This window comes from Labrys sp. Lb11 (assembly GCF_057554225.1).
Genome location: NZ_BAAJOT010000001.1, coordinates 648473 through 663876, shown reverse-complemented (window position 1 = coordinate 663876; position 15404 = coordinate 648473). Strand labels below are relative to the sequence as shown.

15 protein-coding genes are annotated in these 15404 nt (G+C 67.9%); 8 read left to right on the top strand and 7 right to left on the bottom strand.

Annotation, left to right across the window (positions count from 1 at the left end):
* Positions 1-226 precede the first annotated feature (226 nt).
* Positions 227-970, top strand: coding sequence for a 16S rRNA (uracil(1498)-N(3))-methyltransferase (locus tag AC27L4_RS03105; protein ID WP_487140486.1), 744 nt, complete (start codon positions 227-229; stop codon positions 968-970).
* 258 nt (positions 971-1228) lie between these two features.
* On the opposite strand, the gene AC27L4_RS03100 is transcribed toward AC27L4_RS03105, so the two are convergent.
* The 3 genes from AC27L4_RS03100 to AC27L4_RS03090 form a co-directional block, all read right to left on the bottom strand.
* Positions 1229-2119: a LysR family transcriptional regulator gene (locus tag AC27L4_RS03100; protein WP_487140485.1), complete on the bottom strand. Its 891-nt coding sequence runs from the start codon at positions 2117-2119 to the stop codon at positions 1229-1231.
* A gap of 98 nt (positions 2120-2217) precedes the next feature.
* Positions 2218-3180, bottom strand: a complete 963-nt coding sequence (gene trxB, locus AC27L4_RS03095; RefSeq protein WP_487140484.1) for a thioredoxin-disulfide reductase — start codon at positions 3178-3180, stop codon at positions 2218-2220.
* A 14-nt stretch (positions 3181-3194) separates the two neighbouring features.
* Positions 3195-4145: a mitochondrial fission ELM1 family protein gene (locus tag AC27L4_RS03090; RefSeq protein ID WP_487140483.1), complete on the bottom strand. Its 951-nt coding sequence runs from the start codon at positions 4143-4145 to the stop codon at positions 3195-3197.
* 324 nt (positions 4146-4469) lie between these two features.
* Between AC27L4_RS03090 and AC27L4_RS03085 the strand changes: the two genes are divergently transcribed.
* The 5 genes from AC27L4_RS03085 (at position 4470) to AC27L4_RS03065 (ending at position 9209) form a co-directional block, all read left to right on the top strand.
* A complete protein-coding gene (locus AC27L4_RS03085) occupies positions 4470-4811 on the top strand; it encodes a septal ring lytic transglycosylase RlpA family protein (protein WP_487140482.1) in 342 nt (113 codons plus the stop codon).
* A 309-nt stretch (positions 4812-5120) separates the two neighbouring features.
* Complete coding sequence (locus AC27L4_RS03080) at positions 5121-5483, top strand: septal ring lytic transglycosylase RlpA family protein (protein WP_487140481.1); 363 nt, start codon at positions 5121-5123, stop codon at positions 5481-5483.
* 118 nt (positions 5484-5601) lie between these two features.
* A complete protein-coding gene (locus AC27L4_RS03075) occupies positions 5602-6972 on the top strand; it encodes a glutamate--cysteine ligase (RefSeq protein ID WP_487140480.1) in 1371 nt (456 codons plus the stop codon).
* 80 nt (positions 6973-7052) lie between these two features.
* Positions 7053-8000, top strand: a complete 948-nt coding sequence (locus tag AC27L4_RS03070) for a DMT family transporter (RefSeq protein ID WP_487140479.1) — start codon at positions 7053-7055, stop codon at positions 7998-8000.
* A 147-nt stretch (positions 8001-8147) separates the two neighbouring features.
* Positions 8148-9209, top strand: a complete 1062-nt coding sequence (locus AC27L4_RS03065) for a GGDEF domain-containing protein (RefSeq protein ID WP_487140478.1) — start codon at positions 8148-8150, stop codon at positions 9207-9209.
* 50 nt (positions 9210-9259) lie between these two features.
* Here the strand turns inward: AC27L4_RS03065 and AC27L4_RS03060 are convergent, their stop codons facing one another.
* A complete protein-coding gene (locus tag AC27L4_RS03060; protein WP_487140477.1) occupies positions 9260-10438 on the bottom strand; it encodes an adenylosuccinate synthetase in 1179 nt (392 codons plus the stop codon).
* 6 nt (positions 10439-10444) lie between these two features.
* On the bottom strand, positions 10445-11359 hold the full coding sequence (locus tag AC27L4_RS03055; RefSeq protein ID WP_487140476.1) for a hypothetical protein: 915 nt from the start codon (positions 11357-11359) through the stop codon (positions 10445-10447).
* Between the two features lie 97 nt (positions 11360-11456).
* Between AC27L4_RS03055 and AC27L4_RS03050 the strand changes: the two genes are divergently transcribed.
* Positions 11457-12116 (top strand): NUDIX hydrolase, encoded by a 660-nt coding sequence (locus tag AC27L4_RS03050; protein WP_487140475.1) that lies wholly within the window; start codon positions 11457-11459, stop codon positions 12114-12116.
* Between the two features lie 55 nt (positions 12117-12171).
* Here the strand turns inward: AC27L4_RS03050 and AC27L4_RS03045 are convergent, their stop codons facing one another.
* Positions 12172-13242, bottom strand: a complete 1071-nt coding sequence (locus tag AC27L4_RS03045; RefSeq protein ID WP_487140474.1) for a Gfo/Idh/MocA family protein — start codon at positions 13240-13242, stop codon at positions 12172-12174.
* 94 nt (positions 13243-13336) lie between these two features.
* Here AC27L4_RS03045 and AC27L4_RS03040 point away from each other — a divergent pair, with 94 nt between their 5' ends.
* The gene (locus tag AC27L4_RS03040; RefSeq protein WP_487140473.1) at positions 13337-14575 is read left to right on the top strand and encodes an ROK family transcriptional regulator; all 1239 of its coding nucleotides are present in this window, start codon (positions 13337-13339) and stop codon (positions 14573-14575) included.
* Here AC27L4_RS03040 and AC27L4_RS03035 read toward each other — a convergent pair.
* Entirely contained in the window at positions 14565-15362 is a 798-nt protein-coding gene (locus tag AC27L4_RS03035; protein ID WP_487140472.1) for a carbohydrate ABC transporter permease, read from the bottom strand. The genes AC27L4_RS03040 and AC27L4_RS03035 overlap by 11 nt on opposite strands.
* Positions 15363-15404: the final 42 nt, after the last annotated feature.

Here is a 15404-nt window from a genome sequence, read left to right as displayed (position 1 = left end):
GCTCCCACGCGATCTGACGGCAATTCGATATAGCGAACGGCACCGTCCCGCAACATCGCGGCGGCGGATTGACGACCTGTCGTCAGGGAGCGCCCCGTCGAATCCGGCGCCGGCCATTTGCGTTGGGACTGCAAGATCCATGCAGCCTGGGCCTGCACGGGCCGGGAGATCGGGGAGAATCGGCACGGGGCTCCCGAACCGCTGCGCGGCGTGATATCGGCGAGGCATGAGCCGCTATGACTTCGTCTCCGCCCGCCTCTTCGTCGACGCCGCCATGGCCGAAGGTGCCGGCTTGCCCCTGGACAGGGACCAGCAGAACTATCTGGGCAATGTGCTGCGGCTGCGCGGCGGCGAGAAACTGCTGGTGTTCAACGGCCGCGACGGCGAATTCGCCGCCGTGATCCGCGCCGAGGGCAAGCGCATGACGCTGCTGCTCGAAGAGCGGACGCGGCCGCAGACGCCGCAACCGAGCCTGCGCTGGCTGTTCGCGCCGCTCAAGCATGCCCGCCTCGACTATATGGTGCAGAAGGCGGTGGAGATGGGCGTCGGCTCGATCGAGCCGGTGATCACCCGCCGCACCCAGGTCTCCCGCGTCAACCTGGAACGCATGCGCGCCAACATGGTCGAGGCCGCGGAGCAGTGCGGCGTCATCGCCGTGCCCGGGATCGTGGCGGAGGCGCCGCTGCTGAAGCGGCTGGAGAGCTGGGATGCGGCGACGCGGCTGGTGTTCTGCGACGAGGACGCCCCGGTCGCCGATCCCCTCGCCGCACTCGCAGCCATGCCGCCCGGGCCGCTGGCGGTGCTGATCGGCCCCGAGGGCGGATTCGACGAGGCGGAGCGGTCCGCTCTGCTGCGCCTGCCGGCAGTGACGCGAATCGCGCTTGGACCGCGCATCCTGCGGGCCGACACGGCGGCGGTGGCGGCCCTGGCGCTCGTCCAGGCCGTCCGCGGCGACTGGCGGAGCGCATAAAAAAAAGCGGCCGGGACGAACCCGGCCGTTGCTTGGACAAAAGTCCAAAAGTCACCATCCAGAGGGGAACGTCGAAAACTCAGGTCGCCACCGGGAGGATGATGGCCCGCGCTCTCGACAATCCGAATATAGGGTCAGGCCCCCGCGTCGGCAATGTCATACCGCACATGTCCGCATTGCGTGCCGCGCATGGATGCAGATGCCTTTCAAATGTGCAGCGCATTCGCCTCAATTTCGATCCGGGCGCCACGAACGGCGTCAGAAGGCCCAGCGCTGCGCCTTGCCGACCAGGAAGTCACGGAACACCTGGATGCGGGCGAGATTCTTCATTTCCTCGGGATAGACGAAATAGGTGTCGAGCTGCGGCATCTCCGCATCGGTCAGGACCTGCACCAGGGCGCTGTCGCGTCCGACGAGATAGTCGGGCAGCACGGCCAAGCCGATGCCGCGTTCCACCGCCGTCTTCACACCACCGAGATTGTTGATCTCGAACACCGACTCGCGCGGGTCGCGGGCGTCGCGGCCGACCATGTTCAGCCAGTTGATCTCCTGAATGAAGGAACCGGCCGTGCCGCCGAAGGTGATGATGCGGTGACGGTCGATCTCCTCGATGCTCTTGGGCTGCCCGAAGCGCTTGATGTATTCCGGAGACGCATAGATGTGGAAGTGCACGGTGAACAGGCGACGCTGGATGAGATCGCCCTGCTCGGGCTGGCGCAGGCGCAACGCCACGTCGGCCTCGCGCATGCCGAGATCCAGCTCCTGCTCGGTCAGCAGCATCTTCAGGCGGATATCGGGGTAGAGGTCGAGGAACTCGCCGATGCGCGGCGTCAGCCAATAGGTGCCGAGGCCGACCGTGGTGGTGACGCGCAGCTCGCCGTTCGGGCGCTCGCGGCTGTCGGTCAGGGCGGTGCGGGCCGATTCCAGCTTCAGCATCACCTCCTGGGTGGTGCGGAACAGCATCTCACCCTGCTCGGTGAGAATGAGGCCCCGGGCGTGGCGGTGGAACAACGGGGTGCGGAGATCCCCCTCCAGCGAGGAGACCTGCCGGCTCACCGCCGACTGGGACAGGCCGAGGACATCGCCGGCATGGGTGAAGCTGCCCGCCTCCGCCGCCGCGTGAAAGACCTTCAGCTTGTCCCAATCCATGGTTCCCCCCCGGGACGCCCGCGAACGTCCCAATCCCGGCTTTGTAGATGACGAAAAAGTCGCGGGGAAGGCGCGATTTGGACCGGGCCCGCCTTTGCCTATTCCGCCGCTTCGCGCAGTTCCTCCTGCGCCGCGAGCCAGCGCTCGGCCTCCAGCGCCGCCATGCAGCCCAGACCCGCCGCCGTCACCGCCTGACGATAGACGTCGTCGGCGACGTCGCCCGCAGCATAGACGCCCGGCACCGCCGTCGCGGTCGTGCCCGGCGCGGTGACGATGTAGCCGCCATGTTTCATCGGCAGCTGTCCCTCGAACAGCTCGGAAGCCGGCTTGTGGCCGATGGCGACGAACAGGCCGTCGACCGCATGCTCGGAGAGGTCTCCGCTCAGGAGGTCTCGCAGCGCGACATGGGTGACGCCGAGCGGCGTCTCGGTGCCACGCACCTCGTCGACCGCCGCGTTCCAGATCACCTCGATCTTCGGGTTCTTGAACAGGCGATCCTGCAGGATCTTCTCGGCGCGGAAATGATCGCGCCGATGCACCACCGTGACCTTGGCGGCGATGTTGGCGAGGTAGAGTGCCTCCTCGACCGCCGTATTGCCGCCGCCGACCACCATCACCGTCCTGTTGCGGAAGAAGAAGCCGTCGCACGTGGCGCAGGCCGACACCCCGAAGCCGCGGAACTTCTGCTCGGAGGGCAGCTCCAGCCATTTGGCCTGGGCACCGGTGGCGATGATCAGGGCATCGCAGGTGTAGACGTCGCCGCTGTCGCCTTCCAGCCGGAACGGCCGGCGCGACAGGTCGGCCTTGACGATATGGTCGGACGCCATCTGCGTGCCGACATGCCCGGCCTGCTTGCGCATCTCTTCCATCAGCCAGGGGCCCTGGATGACCGAGGAGAAGCCGGGATAGTTCTCCACGTCCGTGGTGATGGTGAGCTGGCCACCGGGCTGCAGGCCCGAGATCAGCAGCGGCTGCAGGTTGGCGCGCGCCGCATAGATCGCCGCGGTATAGCCGGCAGGCCCGGAGCCGAGGATGACGAGCTTGGCGTGACGGACGGCCATGGCGAGGTTCCCGGTCAGCTTTTCGAAGGAGAACGCAGGCGCGACAGAATTTCGCGCGCAATCAGAGGGGTTGAATCTAGGGGGCGATAGGCAAGCTTTTCAAGATGGCCTGCGAACTTCGCCACAGCTCCGTATTGCCGGAGGGTCTCGACGAAGCGCGCCACCTTGGGATTGAGGCCGGCCGGCGAGAACACCATCACCGGTTTGCCGGTGGTGACCGCCTCGCTCAGCATATTGGCGCTGTCGGCGGTGACGACGATGCCGTCGGCCAGCGCCAGCATCTCCAGATAGGGGTTGGCGCCGTCGCCTTCCCACAGGAAGGACCGGTCCGCGGCAAGGGCCCTGCCAACGGCGGCGACGAGCGCGGGCGGCGTCCGACGCGAGGGCGTCACCATCAGGCCGGCCCCGCTCGCGGCCAGTTGCGCCAGATCGCCGCAGAAGGCCGCGATGTCCGCCTCGCCGAACGCCGCATGCTTGGAGGGACCGCCGAGCAGCACGGCGATGCGCGGCCGCGGCAAGGCCTGGAGCTGCGGCCGCGCCCCGGCTCGCGCCGCGGCCAGCTTCTGCGCCGTCACCCCGTGCGGCGAGGTCGGCGTCGCCAGCACGTTGGCGCCGCGCAGCCGGTCATGCTCGGGCACCCAGATGAAATCGGCCGTTCCCGGCCCCGTGCGCGGGTCCTTCAGGAACACGGTGAAGGTCGCGGGCGAACGCCGGCGAACCGCACGCAGATAGGGCACCGCCCGCCTCCCCGAGGCGATGACGATGTCGGGCCAGGGCGGGGCCAGCGGCGTACTGTCGCGCGGGTCGGGCGGGCCCCAGGGCATGGTCCAGACGAAGGGCGCGCGTGGCCGCACGACGCGCTCCTCGATCGTGCCGCCGGCCTCCGCGACGACAGCCTCCGCGACGCCGCGGCACTGCACGGCGTCGCCCGGCTTTCCATCGGTGAGGGTCCAGATCAGGGGCATGGCCGGCTTCGCATGAGCCCAAGATCTCGGCTGCCACGGCGGCGGATGCAAGGGGGTGGAGGGCTGGATCGCACCATGCCACGGCCATGACGTTGCGACCGACCCACGAACCCGAGTCATTCTGGCAGAGACCACAGCATCCCGTGTCATGCTACCGTCATCCCGTGCCACAATCCGTGTATTTCTCGCCACACATCAGGACGAGGCATCAACCATACGTCGGGAGAATCCTCTTTTTGGACACATTTGCTCGTCAGGGAGACCGTCAAGGTTAACAGAAACGAGGCTATACGCATGGCGGCCGGCACAAGACTCGCAAGACAATTGCGGACAATTTTCCTCTCCGCACCTCTCGCAGTCTCTGCGCTTCCCGCCTCGGCGGCCGACGTCGGCATCGCCTCGTTCTACGGCAAGGGACATGCCGGCAAGCGCACCGCCAGCGGCCAGCGTTTCAACATGAACGCCTTGACCGCGGCACACCGCACCCTGCCCTTCGGCACCCGCGTGCGGGTGACCAATCTCAGGAACGGCAAGCGCGTCGTCGTCCAGATCGCCGACCGTGGTCCGTTCTCGCGCGGGCGCATCATCGATGTCTCCTACGGCGCGGCTCAATCGCTCGGCTTCGTCCGTTCCGGCGTGACCAAGGTGCGGCTGGAGCAGCTCTAGCCCGGCCAGCGTTCCGCACCGCCTCCGTCATCGCGAACCGGGGACGGCTCCCACCGAGCATCGCCGGCGGACCGTCTTCGCGCAATCACGCAAAACTCATAAAAATCAAATATACATCCCCGAATCCGCGGCATTCGCGCATCCGGCAACGATTTCTATTGCAGTATTTCAAGAATAAATTCTTATAATTACTTGATTACATTCCAATAATTTCTATCTTGAATTGAAATTTATAGTCGTTTCTGACATTTTGTCGCCATACTTCACCGTCATCTGACACTCCTCCCCAACAATTGTGAGATAGACCGAATGACGTCTTTGACGACGACTGTGAAGCTCTGTGCCGTTGCCATCACGCTGACGGCCTCGTCAGCGCCAACGCTTGCCGAAACGATCGGCACCGCATCCTATTACGGCAAAGGATTTCACGGGCGGCGTTCCGCCGATGGCGAGCGGTTCAACATGAACGCCATGACCACCGCTCATCGCAGCCTGCCTTTCGGCACCAAGCTGCACGTCACCAACCTGCGCAACGGCCGGTCCGTCGTGGTCCGCGTGTCGGACCGCGGCCCCTTCGTGCGCGGCCGCGTCCTCGACCTGTCCTACGGCGCCGCCCGGGCCCTGGACTTCGTGCGCAACGGCACGGCCAAGGTCAAGATCGAGCGGCTGTGACATTGCGGCGGAGGACGGAAGGCCGTCCTCCGCCCGCCGGACAGGCATGCCATACGGCCCAATTGTATTGTGACTGCCCTTGTGTCTATGGTCCGCGCCTCTTTGCAGGACTGTCTCCATGGCTCGTGACGTGACCGATGCAGCGCCCGTTTCCTCGCGCGACGAACTCGTCGCCTGGATCGAGAAGGGCATCAAACCGAAATCGGCCTTCCGGATCGGCACCGAGCACGAGAAATTTCCGTTCCGTGCCCGGACCCATGCGCCCGTGCCCTATGAGGGTGGGGACGGCATCCGGGCGCTGCTGGAAGGCATGCGGCACATGCTCGGCTGGGAGCCGATCATGGAAGGCGAGAACATCATCGGCATGCTGGACGTGACCGGCGGCGGCGCGATCTCGCTGGAGCCGGGCGGCCAGTTCGAGCTCTCCGGCGCGCCGCTCGTCTCGATTCACGAGACCTGTTCGGAGATCCATGCGCACCTGGCGCAGGTGCACGAGATCGGCGAGCCCCTCGGCATCCGCTTCCTGGCGCTGGGCATGTCGCCGGTGTGGACCCGCGAGCAGACGCCGGTCATGCCCAAGCGCCGCTACAAGATCATGACCCGCTACATGCCGCAGGTCGGCGTCATGGGCCTGGACATGATGTACCGGACCTCGACCGTGCAGGTGAACCTCGACTTCGCCTCGGAAGCCGACATGGTCAAGAAGCTGCGGGTCTCGCTCGCGCTGCAGCCGATCGCCACGGCGCTGTTCGCCAACTCGCCCTTCCTGCACGGCAGGCCCAACGGCTTCCTGTCGCTGCGCTCGGAAGTGTGGCGCCACACCGACCTCGACCGCACCGGCATGCTGCCCTTCGCCTTCGAGGACGGCATGGGCTTCGAGCGCTATGTCGACTGGGCCCTCGACGTGCCGCTCTATTTCGTCAAGCGCGGCGACACCTATCACGACGTCGCCGGCGCCTCCTTCCGCGACCTGCTGGCCGGCAAATTGCCGCAGCTGCCCGGCGAGCGGGCCACCATCTCGGACTGGGCCAATCATCTCGGCACGCTGTTTCCCGAAGTGCGCCTGAAGCGCTATCTGGAGATGCGCGGCGCCGATGCCGGCCCCACCGGACGGCTGGCGGCGCTCTCGGCATTCTGGGTCGGGCTGCTCTACGACCAGACCGCTCTCGACGCGGCCTGGGATCTGGTCAAGGACTGGAGCGAGGGCGAGCGCCAGGCGCTGCGCGACAGCGTGTCGCGCCAGGCTCTGCACACGCCGTTCCGCCTGGGCACGGTGCGCGACATCGCCCGCGAGAGCCTCAGGATCGCCCGAGCCGGCCTCGAGGCGCGCAACATCGTCGACTGGCAGGGCCGGACGGAAGCCGTCTTCCTCGACGGGCTCGACGCGGTCGCGGACAGCGGCGTGACGGCAGCCGAAGCGATGCTGGCCAAGTTCCACCGCAGCTGGGACGGCGATATCGATCGGATCTTCGAGGAACACGCCTACTGATGGCCTCGCATCAACGAATGCGATGCCATCCATCGGCATCCCTCGTTTGACGCGATTTCCCGGCGGCGGGATAAGAAACCATGGCCGAAGCACCGGCATTGCCTGCCGCCCCCCCTCACGCCCCCCGGACCAGGGATGCGTTCAGCCCCTACGACTACGGGCTCTACGCGGCCATCGTGTTCTTGTGGGGCACGTCCTGGATCTCGCTGCACATGCAGCTCGGCGTGGTGGCGCCGGAAGTCTCGCTGGTCTGGCGCTTCGGGCTTTCGGCCCTGATCATGCTGGGCTGGGCGACACTGGTCGGTGAGCGGCTGCGCTTCGGCCTGGGCGAGCACCTGCGTTTCGCAGTGCTGGGCCTGACGATCTTCTCCAGCAATTTCCTGCAGTTCTACTATGCCGGCCTGTCGACGCCGTCAGGCCTGCTCGCCGTGGTGTTCTCGCTGGCCTCGGTGTTCAACATCCTGCTCGGAGCGGTGTTCTTCGGCAACCGGCCGAGCGGGCGCGTGCTCCTGGCCGCCGTGCTCGGCGTCCTCGGCGTCGCCGCCATGTTCGCGCCGCAGCTCGCCGGCGCCGATGTCAGCGGCCCGGCCCTGCGCGGGCTGCTGCTGGGCATCAGCGGCACGATGATGTTCTGTCTCGGCAATGTGATGTCGGTGTCGTGCCAGCGCCGCGGGCTCCCGGTGAGCTCGACCACGACCTGGGGCATGGCCTACGGCACACTGTTCCTGGCCCTGTTCAGCCTGCTGCGCCAACAGCCCTTCATCGTCGAGCCGACACTGCGCTATGTCGGAGCCCTCGTCTGGTCGGCGGTCTTCTCCTCCGTCTTCGCCTTCGCCGCCTACATGACCCTGCTCGGACGCATCGGTGCCGACCGGACCGGCTATTCCACCGTAATGTATCCGGTGGTGGCGCTGGCGATCTCGACCGTGTTCGAAGGCTATGCCTGGACCTGGCCGGCGATCTGCGGCCTCGTCCTGGTGATTATCGGCAATCTGCTGATGCTGACGCGCGGCCGCCGGGCTGCATGAGGACGATGACGTACGGTTCTACCGCACCCATGGGCTGAAGCGGCGGTCAACGCCGCGCATTTTTTATTGAACAGGACTTAACAGCGGCGCTTTAAGTCTATACTTCCTGCTCCAGGACCGTTGTGGTGCCACGCGCAGGATATAATGATGGCCACCCCCCTTCATGGCGCAGAGCACACCATCGCAATCGGCGAAGAGGCACTGGGATCGATCAAACGCTACGGCACCTCTGCGGCGCCGCCGGCCTATGAGATCTGGTTCACCCATGTCGCCGGCTACAATCCGGCATTGAGTCACGCCGTAGACACCTGCCTGCGACAGAGCGGCACCATCACCGACGGGGAGCTCGATGCGATTCATGCGCAATACCTGTCGCCGCTGCGGCTGACCGACCAGGTCGACCGGGCCGGCGCCAGCCTGGGCGAGGAGATCGACGAGCTCGTCGCCCTGCTCGAGACCGCCTTCGGCACGGCCGACGGTTTCGGCAAGGCGCTCAGCGGGGCGATTCGCCAGCTCGCAGCCGGCCCGGGCACCCGCGAGGATGTCCGCAGCCTGCTCGAAGGCGTGGTCCATGCCATCCAGGGCATGCAGCAATCGAACCGGCTGATGCAGGAGAAGCTCGCCGCCTCGCGCCAGAAGGTCGGCTCGCTGCAGGCCCTGCTGTCCGCGGCCCGGGCCGAGAGCCTGACCGACCCGCTCACGTCGCTGGCCAACCGCAAGGCTCTCGACAGTTGCCTCGAGCGACTGCTGCCGCCGGCGGCGCCGCAGGGCGAGCCCTTCTCGCTGCTCCTAGTCGACATCGACCATTTCAAGCGCATCAACGACAATTACGGCCATCCGATGGGCGACCAGGTGCTGCGCCTGGTGGCGCTGGCGATCCGCCAGAGCCTAAGGGACGGCGATCTTCCCGCCCGCTACGGCGGCGAGGAATTCGCTGTCGTCCTGCCCGGCCTCCAGCTGGCCGAGGCACGCGTCATCGCCGAGCGCATCCGCAACGCCGTGATGTCCCGGGAAATGGTGAAGCGCTCGACCGGCGAGACCCTCGGCCGGCTCACGGTTTCGATCGGCGCCGCCACCTGGACGACCGGCGATGCGGCGGCCCTGATCGAGCGGGCCGACGCCTGCCTCTATGCGGCCAAGCGCAACGGCCGCAACCGCGTCGTCGACGAAACCGAGGAAGCGCTGCTGCAGGACATCGCGGCGGCCTGACCGAGCAAGCCACAGCGCCCGGCCGGTGTTCGGCGGGCGACGGCCATGCCTCAGCCGAGGCCGGCCAAGGTGTCGCGGGTCGGGCCGCGGCCGACCGCCAGAGAGGCCGCGCCGAGGAGGCCGGCGAGTCGACGCGCCAGGGCTTCGGGCGCCGCGGTCCGCAAGCGTCCCTCCTGCACGAACTCCACCGCGTCGCCGAGCTGGTCGAGGCAGGTCACGGCCAGGCGCAGCGAGACGGCGAGGCCGCCGGCATCGGCGAGATCGGCGGAGAGGGCCTGCCGCAGCACGTCGACGTCGAGCGCGGCATAGCGCAGCCGGCCCTGCCAGGGATTGGGGACGTTGGTCGCGTCCGGCCAGGGAGCATCGGCCCGCTCATGCGCCAGCGGGCCGGCGCCGTGGCGCGTGACATAGGCCCGCGTGACATAGGTCAGATCGAGCCCGTCGAGGCCCGCGTCGCGCGCCAGAGCGACGGCGTTGCGCACCCCGGTGTTGGAGCGGGTGACGAAGGGAAAGGCGCCCCGGTGCTGGTCCAGCATCAGCCCCTGCGCGCCCTCGAAGACGAGGGGAGCGGCAAGCATGCCGATACCGTCGAGGCGGACGGCATCGAGCAGGGCGGCGCAATCCTCCAGCCAGTGATCGAGGATGCGCTCGTCCGCCAGCAGCGCTGCGTCCTCGGCCAAGGCATGCAGGCCGAGGGCGGCGAGGCGCAGGGGCACCCACTGGCTCCGGACGGCGGCGAGGCGGTCGCGCAGCCCGGGACGAGCGAGATCGCCGACCGTGGTACGGAACGCCGCATGCCGGCAGCGCTCCAGCGTCTCGCCGAAGCCGAGGCCGCAAGAGCCGTGACGCTGCGCCCCCCGCGCCTGTTCGGCCATCTGGTTCAGCATCATGTCGAAGGGTGTCGTCACCGGCGCGGCCGGGTCGATGGCGATCCGCGGCCGGACGCCGAGCGCAGCGAGCTCGGCCACTTCCTCGCGCAACAGGATCGGGTTGGCGACGAAGAAACGGGACAGGAAGGTGCCGGCGCCCGCCAGCGCACCACTGCCGACATGATGGAAGACGTGGCGCCGCCCGTCGGGAGCGACTACGGTATGGCCGGCCTGCGCACCGCCGTTGAAGCGGACGACGGTGGCGTCGGAACCGAACGGCGCCGCCAGCGCGTCGGTGACGAGGCCCTTGCCGTCGTCACCGTAGCCGGCGCCGATGACCACGCGGGCGATCCTTCGCATTGTGGCCTACCGGCCGTACCAGGCGGCGAGGTGCCGCATCGGCCGCAGCCCTTGTACCGCCTTGGCGACAGTCTCGGCGGTCGAGCCCGACCAGGTGCCCGCAACCGCGCCCCAGTCGGCCCCCTCGGCCACCTGGATGGCCGAGACGATCACTTCGGCGATCCGGGTGTGGTCGTCGCAGCGGATGACACGCTCGCCGAGGAGGGGCTGCCAGGTGGCGAGCACCCGACTCAGGTCCGACCGGGCGTAGCCGACATTGGTGAGCAGCACATGGAACACTTCGTAGTTCTGCCGAGCCATCGCCAGCAGATCGGGCGAGTCCAGTCCTTGCCGGACCTGATCGCCGAAGACGCGCTGGATATTGGCGGGGCTGATGCCGCCCAGGATCGGCTCGTCGCCGATGGTGAAGAGATAGCCCTTCTTGCCGCGCTTGCCGAAACAGTCGATGCGCGTGCGGGTGGCGGCAAAGTACCAGGGCAGGTGGTAGCTCTCGCCGCCATTGCCGCCACCGCCGCCCTCGATCCAAAGATCCTGGAGCTGTTCGGCCAGGCGGATGTCGGCCTCGAACTGGGGCGCCTGAAGCGGCGCGCTGTCGCATTCGGCATCCCCCACCGCCATCACCATCAGATGCGGATCGGTGACGGGCTTGCGGGCCAGGATCTCGCGCATGGTGGTGTCGAGACCGAAGCGGATCATCACCTCGGCGATCCGGCCCATCGAGCCGGTGACGTCGCTGGCCAGGATGATGGCGGTCGATGCCGGGTTCTCGAGGCTGTCGCAGGATTCGCGAAAGGCGATCCGCGCGGGGTCGAAGTCGGGCTTCATGCCGCGGGCGGCGAAGATCTCCGCGGCGGTCCGGCCCGCGGTGTGGCGGGCAGCGTAGCCTGCCCAGGATTTGGCGTCCCAGCGTCCGTGTCCCATGGCCGTCATCCCTCATCGCGTTTTGACGGCTCCTTCCATGCCACGCTAATTTGTAAATTGCAATTTGCGTATTACATTTTTTGAGCAATGGTGTGGCATGACCGAAATCCGGCCGATTCTGACCGTCGACGTCGCGCTGTTCACCGTCCGCGACGCCAGCCTGTGCGTGGCGCTGCAGCGACGCGACCGCGAGCCGTTCCGGGGCCGGGCTGCCCTGATCGGCGGCTATGTCCATGTCGACGAGGACGCCGATACGCTGGCGACGGCACGACGCGTGCTGCGCGACAAGGCCGGCCTGTCCGGCCTGTTCCTGGAGCAGTTGGCGACGTTTTCCGGCCCGGAGCGCGATCCGCGCGGCTGGTCGGCCTCGGTGGCCTATTACGCGCTGGTGCCGGAGGATCGGCTCGGCCCGGTGCTGGAGCGGGGGACCGACCTCGTCCCGGTCGAGGCGGCGACCGCCCTGCCCTTCGACCACGAGCGGATCGTCGCGGCCGGCGCGCGCCGGCTGCGCACCAAGGGCGCCTGGTCGTCCCTGCCTGCCTTCCTGCTGCCGCCGAGCTTCACCTTGCCGCAGCTGCGCGAAATCTACGAGACGGTGCTGGGTGCGCCGCTGAACGATAGCGCCTTCCGCCGCAAGATCGAGGAATTGCAGGTGATCGAGCCCGTGCCGGGTGCCTTCAGCAAGGCCAGCGCCCGCCCGGCCCGCATGTACCGCCTGCGCCGGGCGGCGCTCCAGGAGTTCGACCGGATGTTGTGAGGCCGCCCGCGGATCCGCCGAGGGATCGTCCCCGCGGCGTCAGCCGGCCTCGTGCCTATGCTCCCCGGCAGAAGGCGCGCCCGACCGCGGCGAACAGCTCCAGGTCCTGCCGGGCGTCGTCGAGCGTCGTCTTCGGCCGGCTGCCGGCGGCGACGCAGTCGTGGAAGGCGTCGAGCTCGATGCGGAACGGGTCCTCGTAGCTCGGCCCGACGATCTCGGTGCGCGTGTCCGTGTCGGTCGAAGTCGTGACCTCCAGCCGCGTCGGCAGGTTGCGCACATAGGGCGTGTCGTAGTTGACGCGGAAGCGCTGGCGGTCGGTCAGCACCTCGATGCCGGCGTCGAAGCGCGCGACATTGTCGATCACCGCCTCGTAGACCGCGGTGAAATGCTCGTAGTCGAACAGTGCAACGATGCGTTCCCCCTTGTGCTGCACGGCAGCACGCACCGCCTGCGGCATGCCGAACAATTCGCGCATGGCCGAGAAGCTGTGGGAGGAGAGGCCCGTCAGCACCTGGTAGGCCCGGACCTCGTCCGGCGTCGCCCTCTCCCCGATCACCGAGCGCAGCAGCCGGTCGGTCTCGGCGCGTCCCTCCTCGATCACGGCGCGTGGCACGTCCCTGGGATAGAACACCGGCCGGGTCTGGCGGATGAAGAACGGCCCCTCGCAGATCAGGTCGCGGATGCGGGCATGAATGACCTCGCCGGCCGATGGCAGGCGGCGTTGCAATTCGAGGAAGGGCCGGGAGAAGCGGCGCATATAGCCGACGAAGATCGTCGCGGGATAGGCGGCTGCCCGCGGCAGGATCGGCGCGATCTCGTCCAGCGTCAGGCAGACCGGCTTCTCGATGAAGATGTGCTTGCCGGCATCCATCGCCTGGGACAGCAGCCGCGCATGCAGGTGGTCCGGCGTCAGGATGAACACGGCGTCGAGTTCGGCGTCCGCCAGCAGGGCATCCACGTCGTAATAGGTGCGCGGCACGTTGTAGCGCGCCGCGACATGGGCGACGAGCGAAGGCGAGACGTCCATCACCGCGGCGATCTCGAAGCGCCCGTCGTCCGCCAGCAGCGGCAGGTGCATCAGCTGCGCCACTTCGCCAAGCCCGATCAGGCCGACCCGGATTCTCATGCTCGCTCCCCTGGAATGGGCTGGAAGACGCGGCCCATCGGACCGATAGTGCCTCGACAGATTCTTTAAATCAACACACTGGATTTATGCAATCGTGAAGGATCCCGGCCTCGGCAAGAACCACGGCTTCACCAAGAGGCTCAACCGGCAGACGGTCCTCGGCCTGCTGCGGCGAGATCCTTCGCTCAGCCGCGCCGAGATCGCGCGCCTGGTCCAGTTGAGCCCGCAGGCCGTCTCCAACATCATCCAGGATCTGTGGGACTGCGGGCTCGTCGTCCCCGCCGGCAAGGTGTATGGCGGCAAAGGCCAGCCGCCGACCAATTACCGCATCGCCGCCGATTGCGGCTTCGGCATCGGCCTGCATCTCGACCGCACCTTCGTGCGCGCCGCGCTGATCGACTTCGCCTATGCCGAGCGCGCCGAGATCCGCGAGCCCCTGGCCGATCTGACGGCGGATGGCGGACCGCGGGCGCTGTGCCGGATGGTCGACGGCCTCATCGCCGCCGCCGGCGTCGATCGCCGGCGCGTATGGGGCATCGGCATCGCCTCGCCCCGGCTGCGCGGCGAGGATGAGCTCGACACGCCCGTGCTCGAAGGCGCGTTCTGGAGCTCGGTGCATGGCACCGGGCTCGACCGCCGGCTCGCCGACGACACCGGCCTGCCGGTCATCGTCGAGAACGACGCCAATGCCGGTGCCCTCGGCGAGCTGACCTTCGGCCGCGGCGCCGGCCTGCAACATTTCTGCTACCTCTTCCTCGGCCACGGCCTCGGTGGCGGCCTGGTGCAGAGCGGCGCGATTTACCGCGGCGGCTCGGCCAATGCCGGCGAGGTCGGCCGCATCCTGGTGCGGCGCGGCGGCGAGGCGGTCTATCTGGAAGCGATCCTGTCGATCGAAGGGCTGCTGGCGCGCATCGCGCCGGGCGAAGAAGCCGCCAGGGATCTCGACCTCCGCCTGCCCGGGCTGATCGAGCGCGATCCCACGGGCGCGCAGGCCTGGATCGCCGAGGCGGCGGAGGAACTGCGCTGGCTGGTCGCCACGCTGGAGAACACGCTCGACCCCGAAACCATCCTGATCGGCTCCAGCCTGCCGGCCCGGATGCTGGAGCGCCTGGTGGCGCAGGCCCAGCCGCTGTACCACACCATTGCCCTGCGCCGCGACCGCCGCATTCCGCGCCTGCAGACCGGCCTGGTCGATGCCGACGTCATCGCCCTCGGCGCCGCGACCACGCCGCTCCTGGCTGCGCTCGATCCCGACCCCGCCGCGACCTGGACCATTCGCGGCAGGCTCCCGGACCTCTACGCACCCGCCGATCCGGACCGGCTCACCCCTTGATCGCGCCGGCGGTCAGGCCGGTGACGATCCGGCGCTGGAACACCAGGACGAGGCCGATCAGCGGCAGCGTCACGATGATCGAGGCGGCCATGATCGGGCCGAACGGATATTCGTAGCGGCTGTTGCCCGAGATCAGGCCGATCGCCACCGGCACGGTGCGGTTCTCGTCGGTGAGGATGAAGGTCAGCGCGAACAGGAACTCGTTCCACGCCAGGATGAAGGCGAGCAGACCGGTGCTGGCCAGCGCCGGCCCCATCAGCGGCAGCAGCACCCGCGTCAGGATGCGCCAGTGCGAACAGCCGTCCATGATCGCCGCCTCCTCCAGCTCGCGCGGGAATTCGCGCATGAAGCTGGTCAGCACCCAGACCGTGAACGGCACGGTGAAGATGAGATAGGCCAGGACCAGGGAGCCGATGCGGTTGTAGAGCCCGAGCCAGCCCACCAGCTCGAACATGCCGGACATCACCGCGATCTGCGGGAAGATCGACACCATCAGGATCGCCATCAGCACCGCGCCGCGGCCGGCGAAGCTCAGGCGCCCCAGCGCATAGGCGGCCATCACCGCCAGCGCCAGCGAGATCGCCGTGGTCGAGCCGGCGACGATCAGGGAGTTCACGATGCTGCCGACGAAGACCGGGTCGGCCAGCAGCGCCTTGTAGTGGACGAGGTCGAAGCTCGGGACGAGGCTCGGGCTGAACAGCGCCGTGCCCGACCGGAAGGAGGAGACGAAGGCCCAGTAGTAGGGAAACAGCGTGTAGGCGAGCACGAGCAGGCTTGCCGCCGCCATGCCGGCCGCCTTCGCCCGCCGGCGCCAGCGATGGAAGCCCGG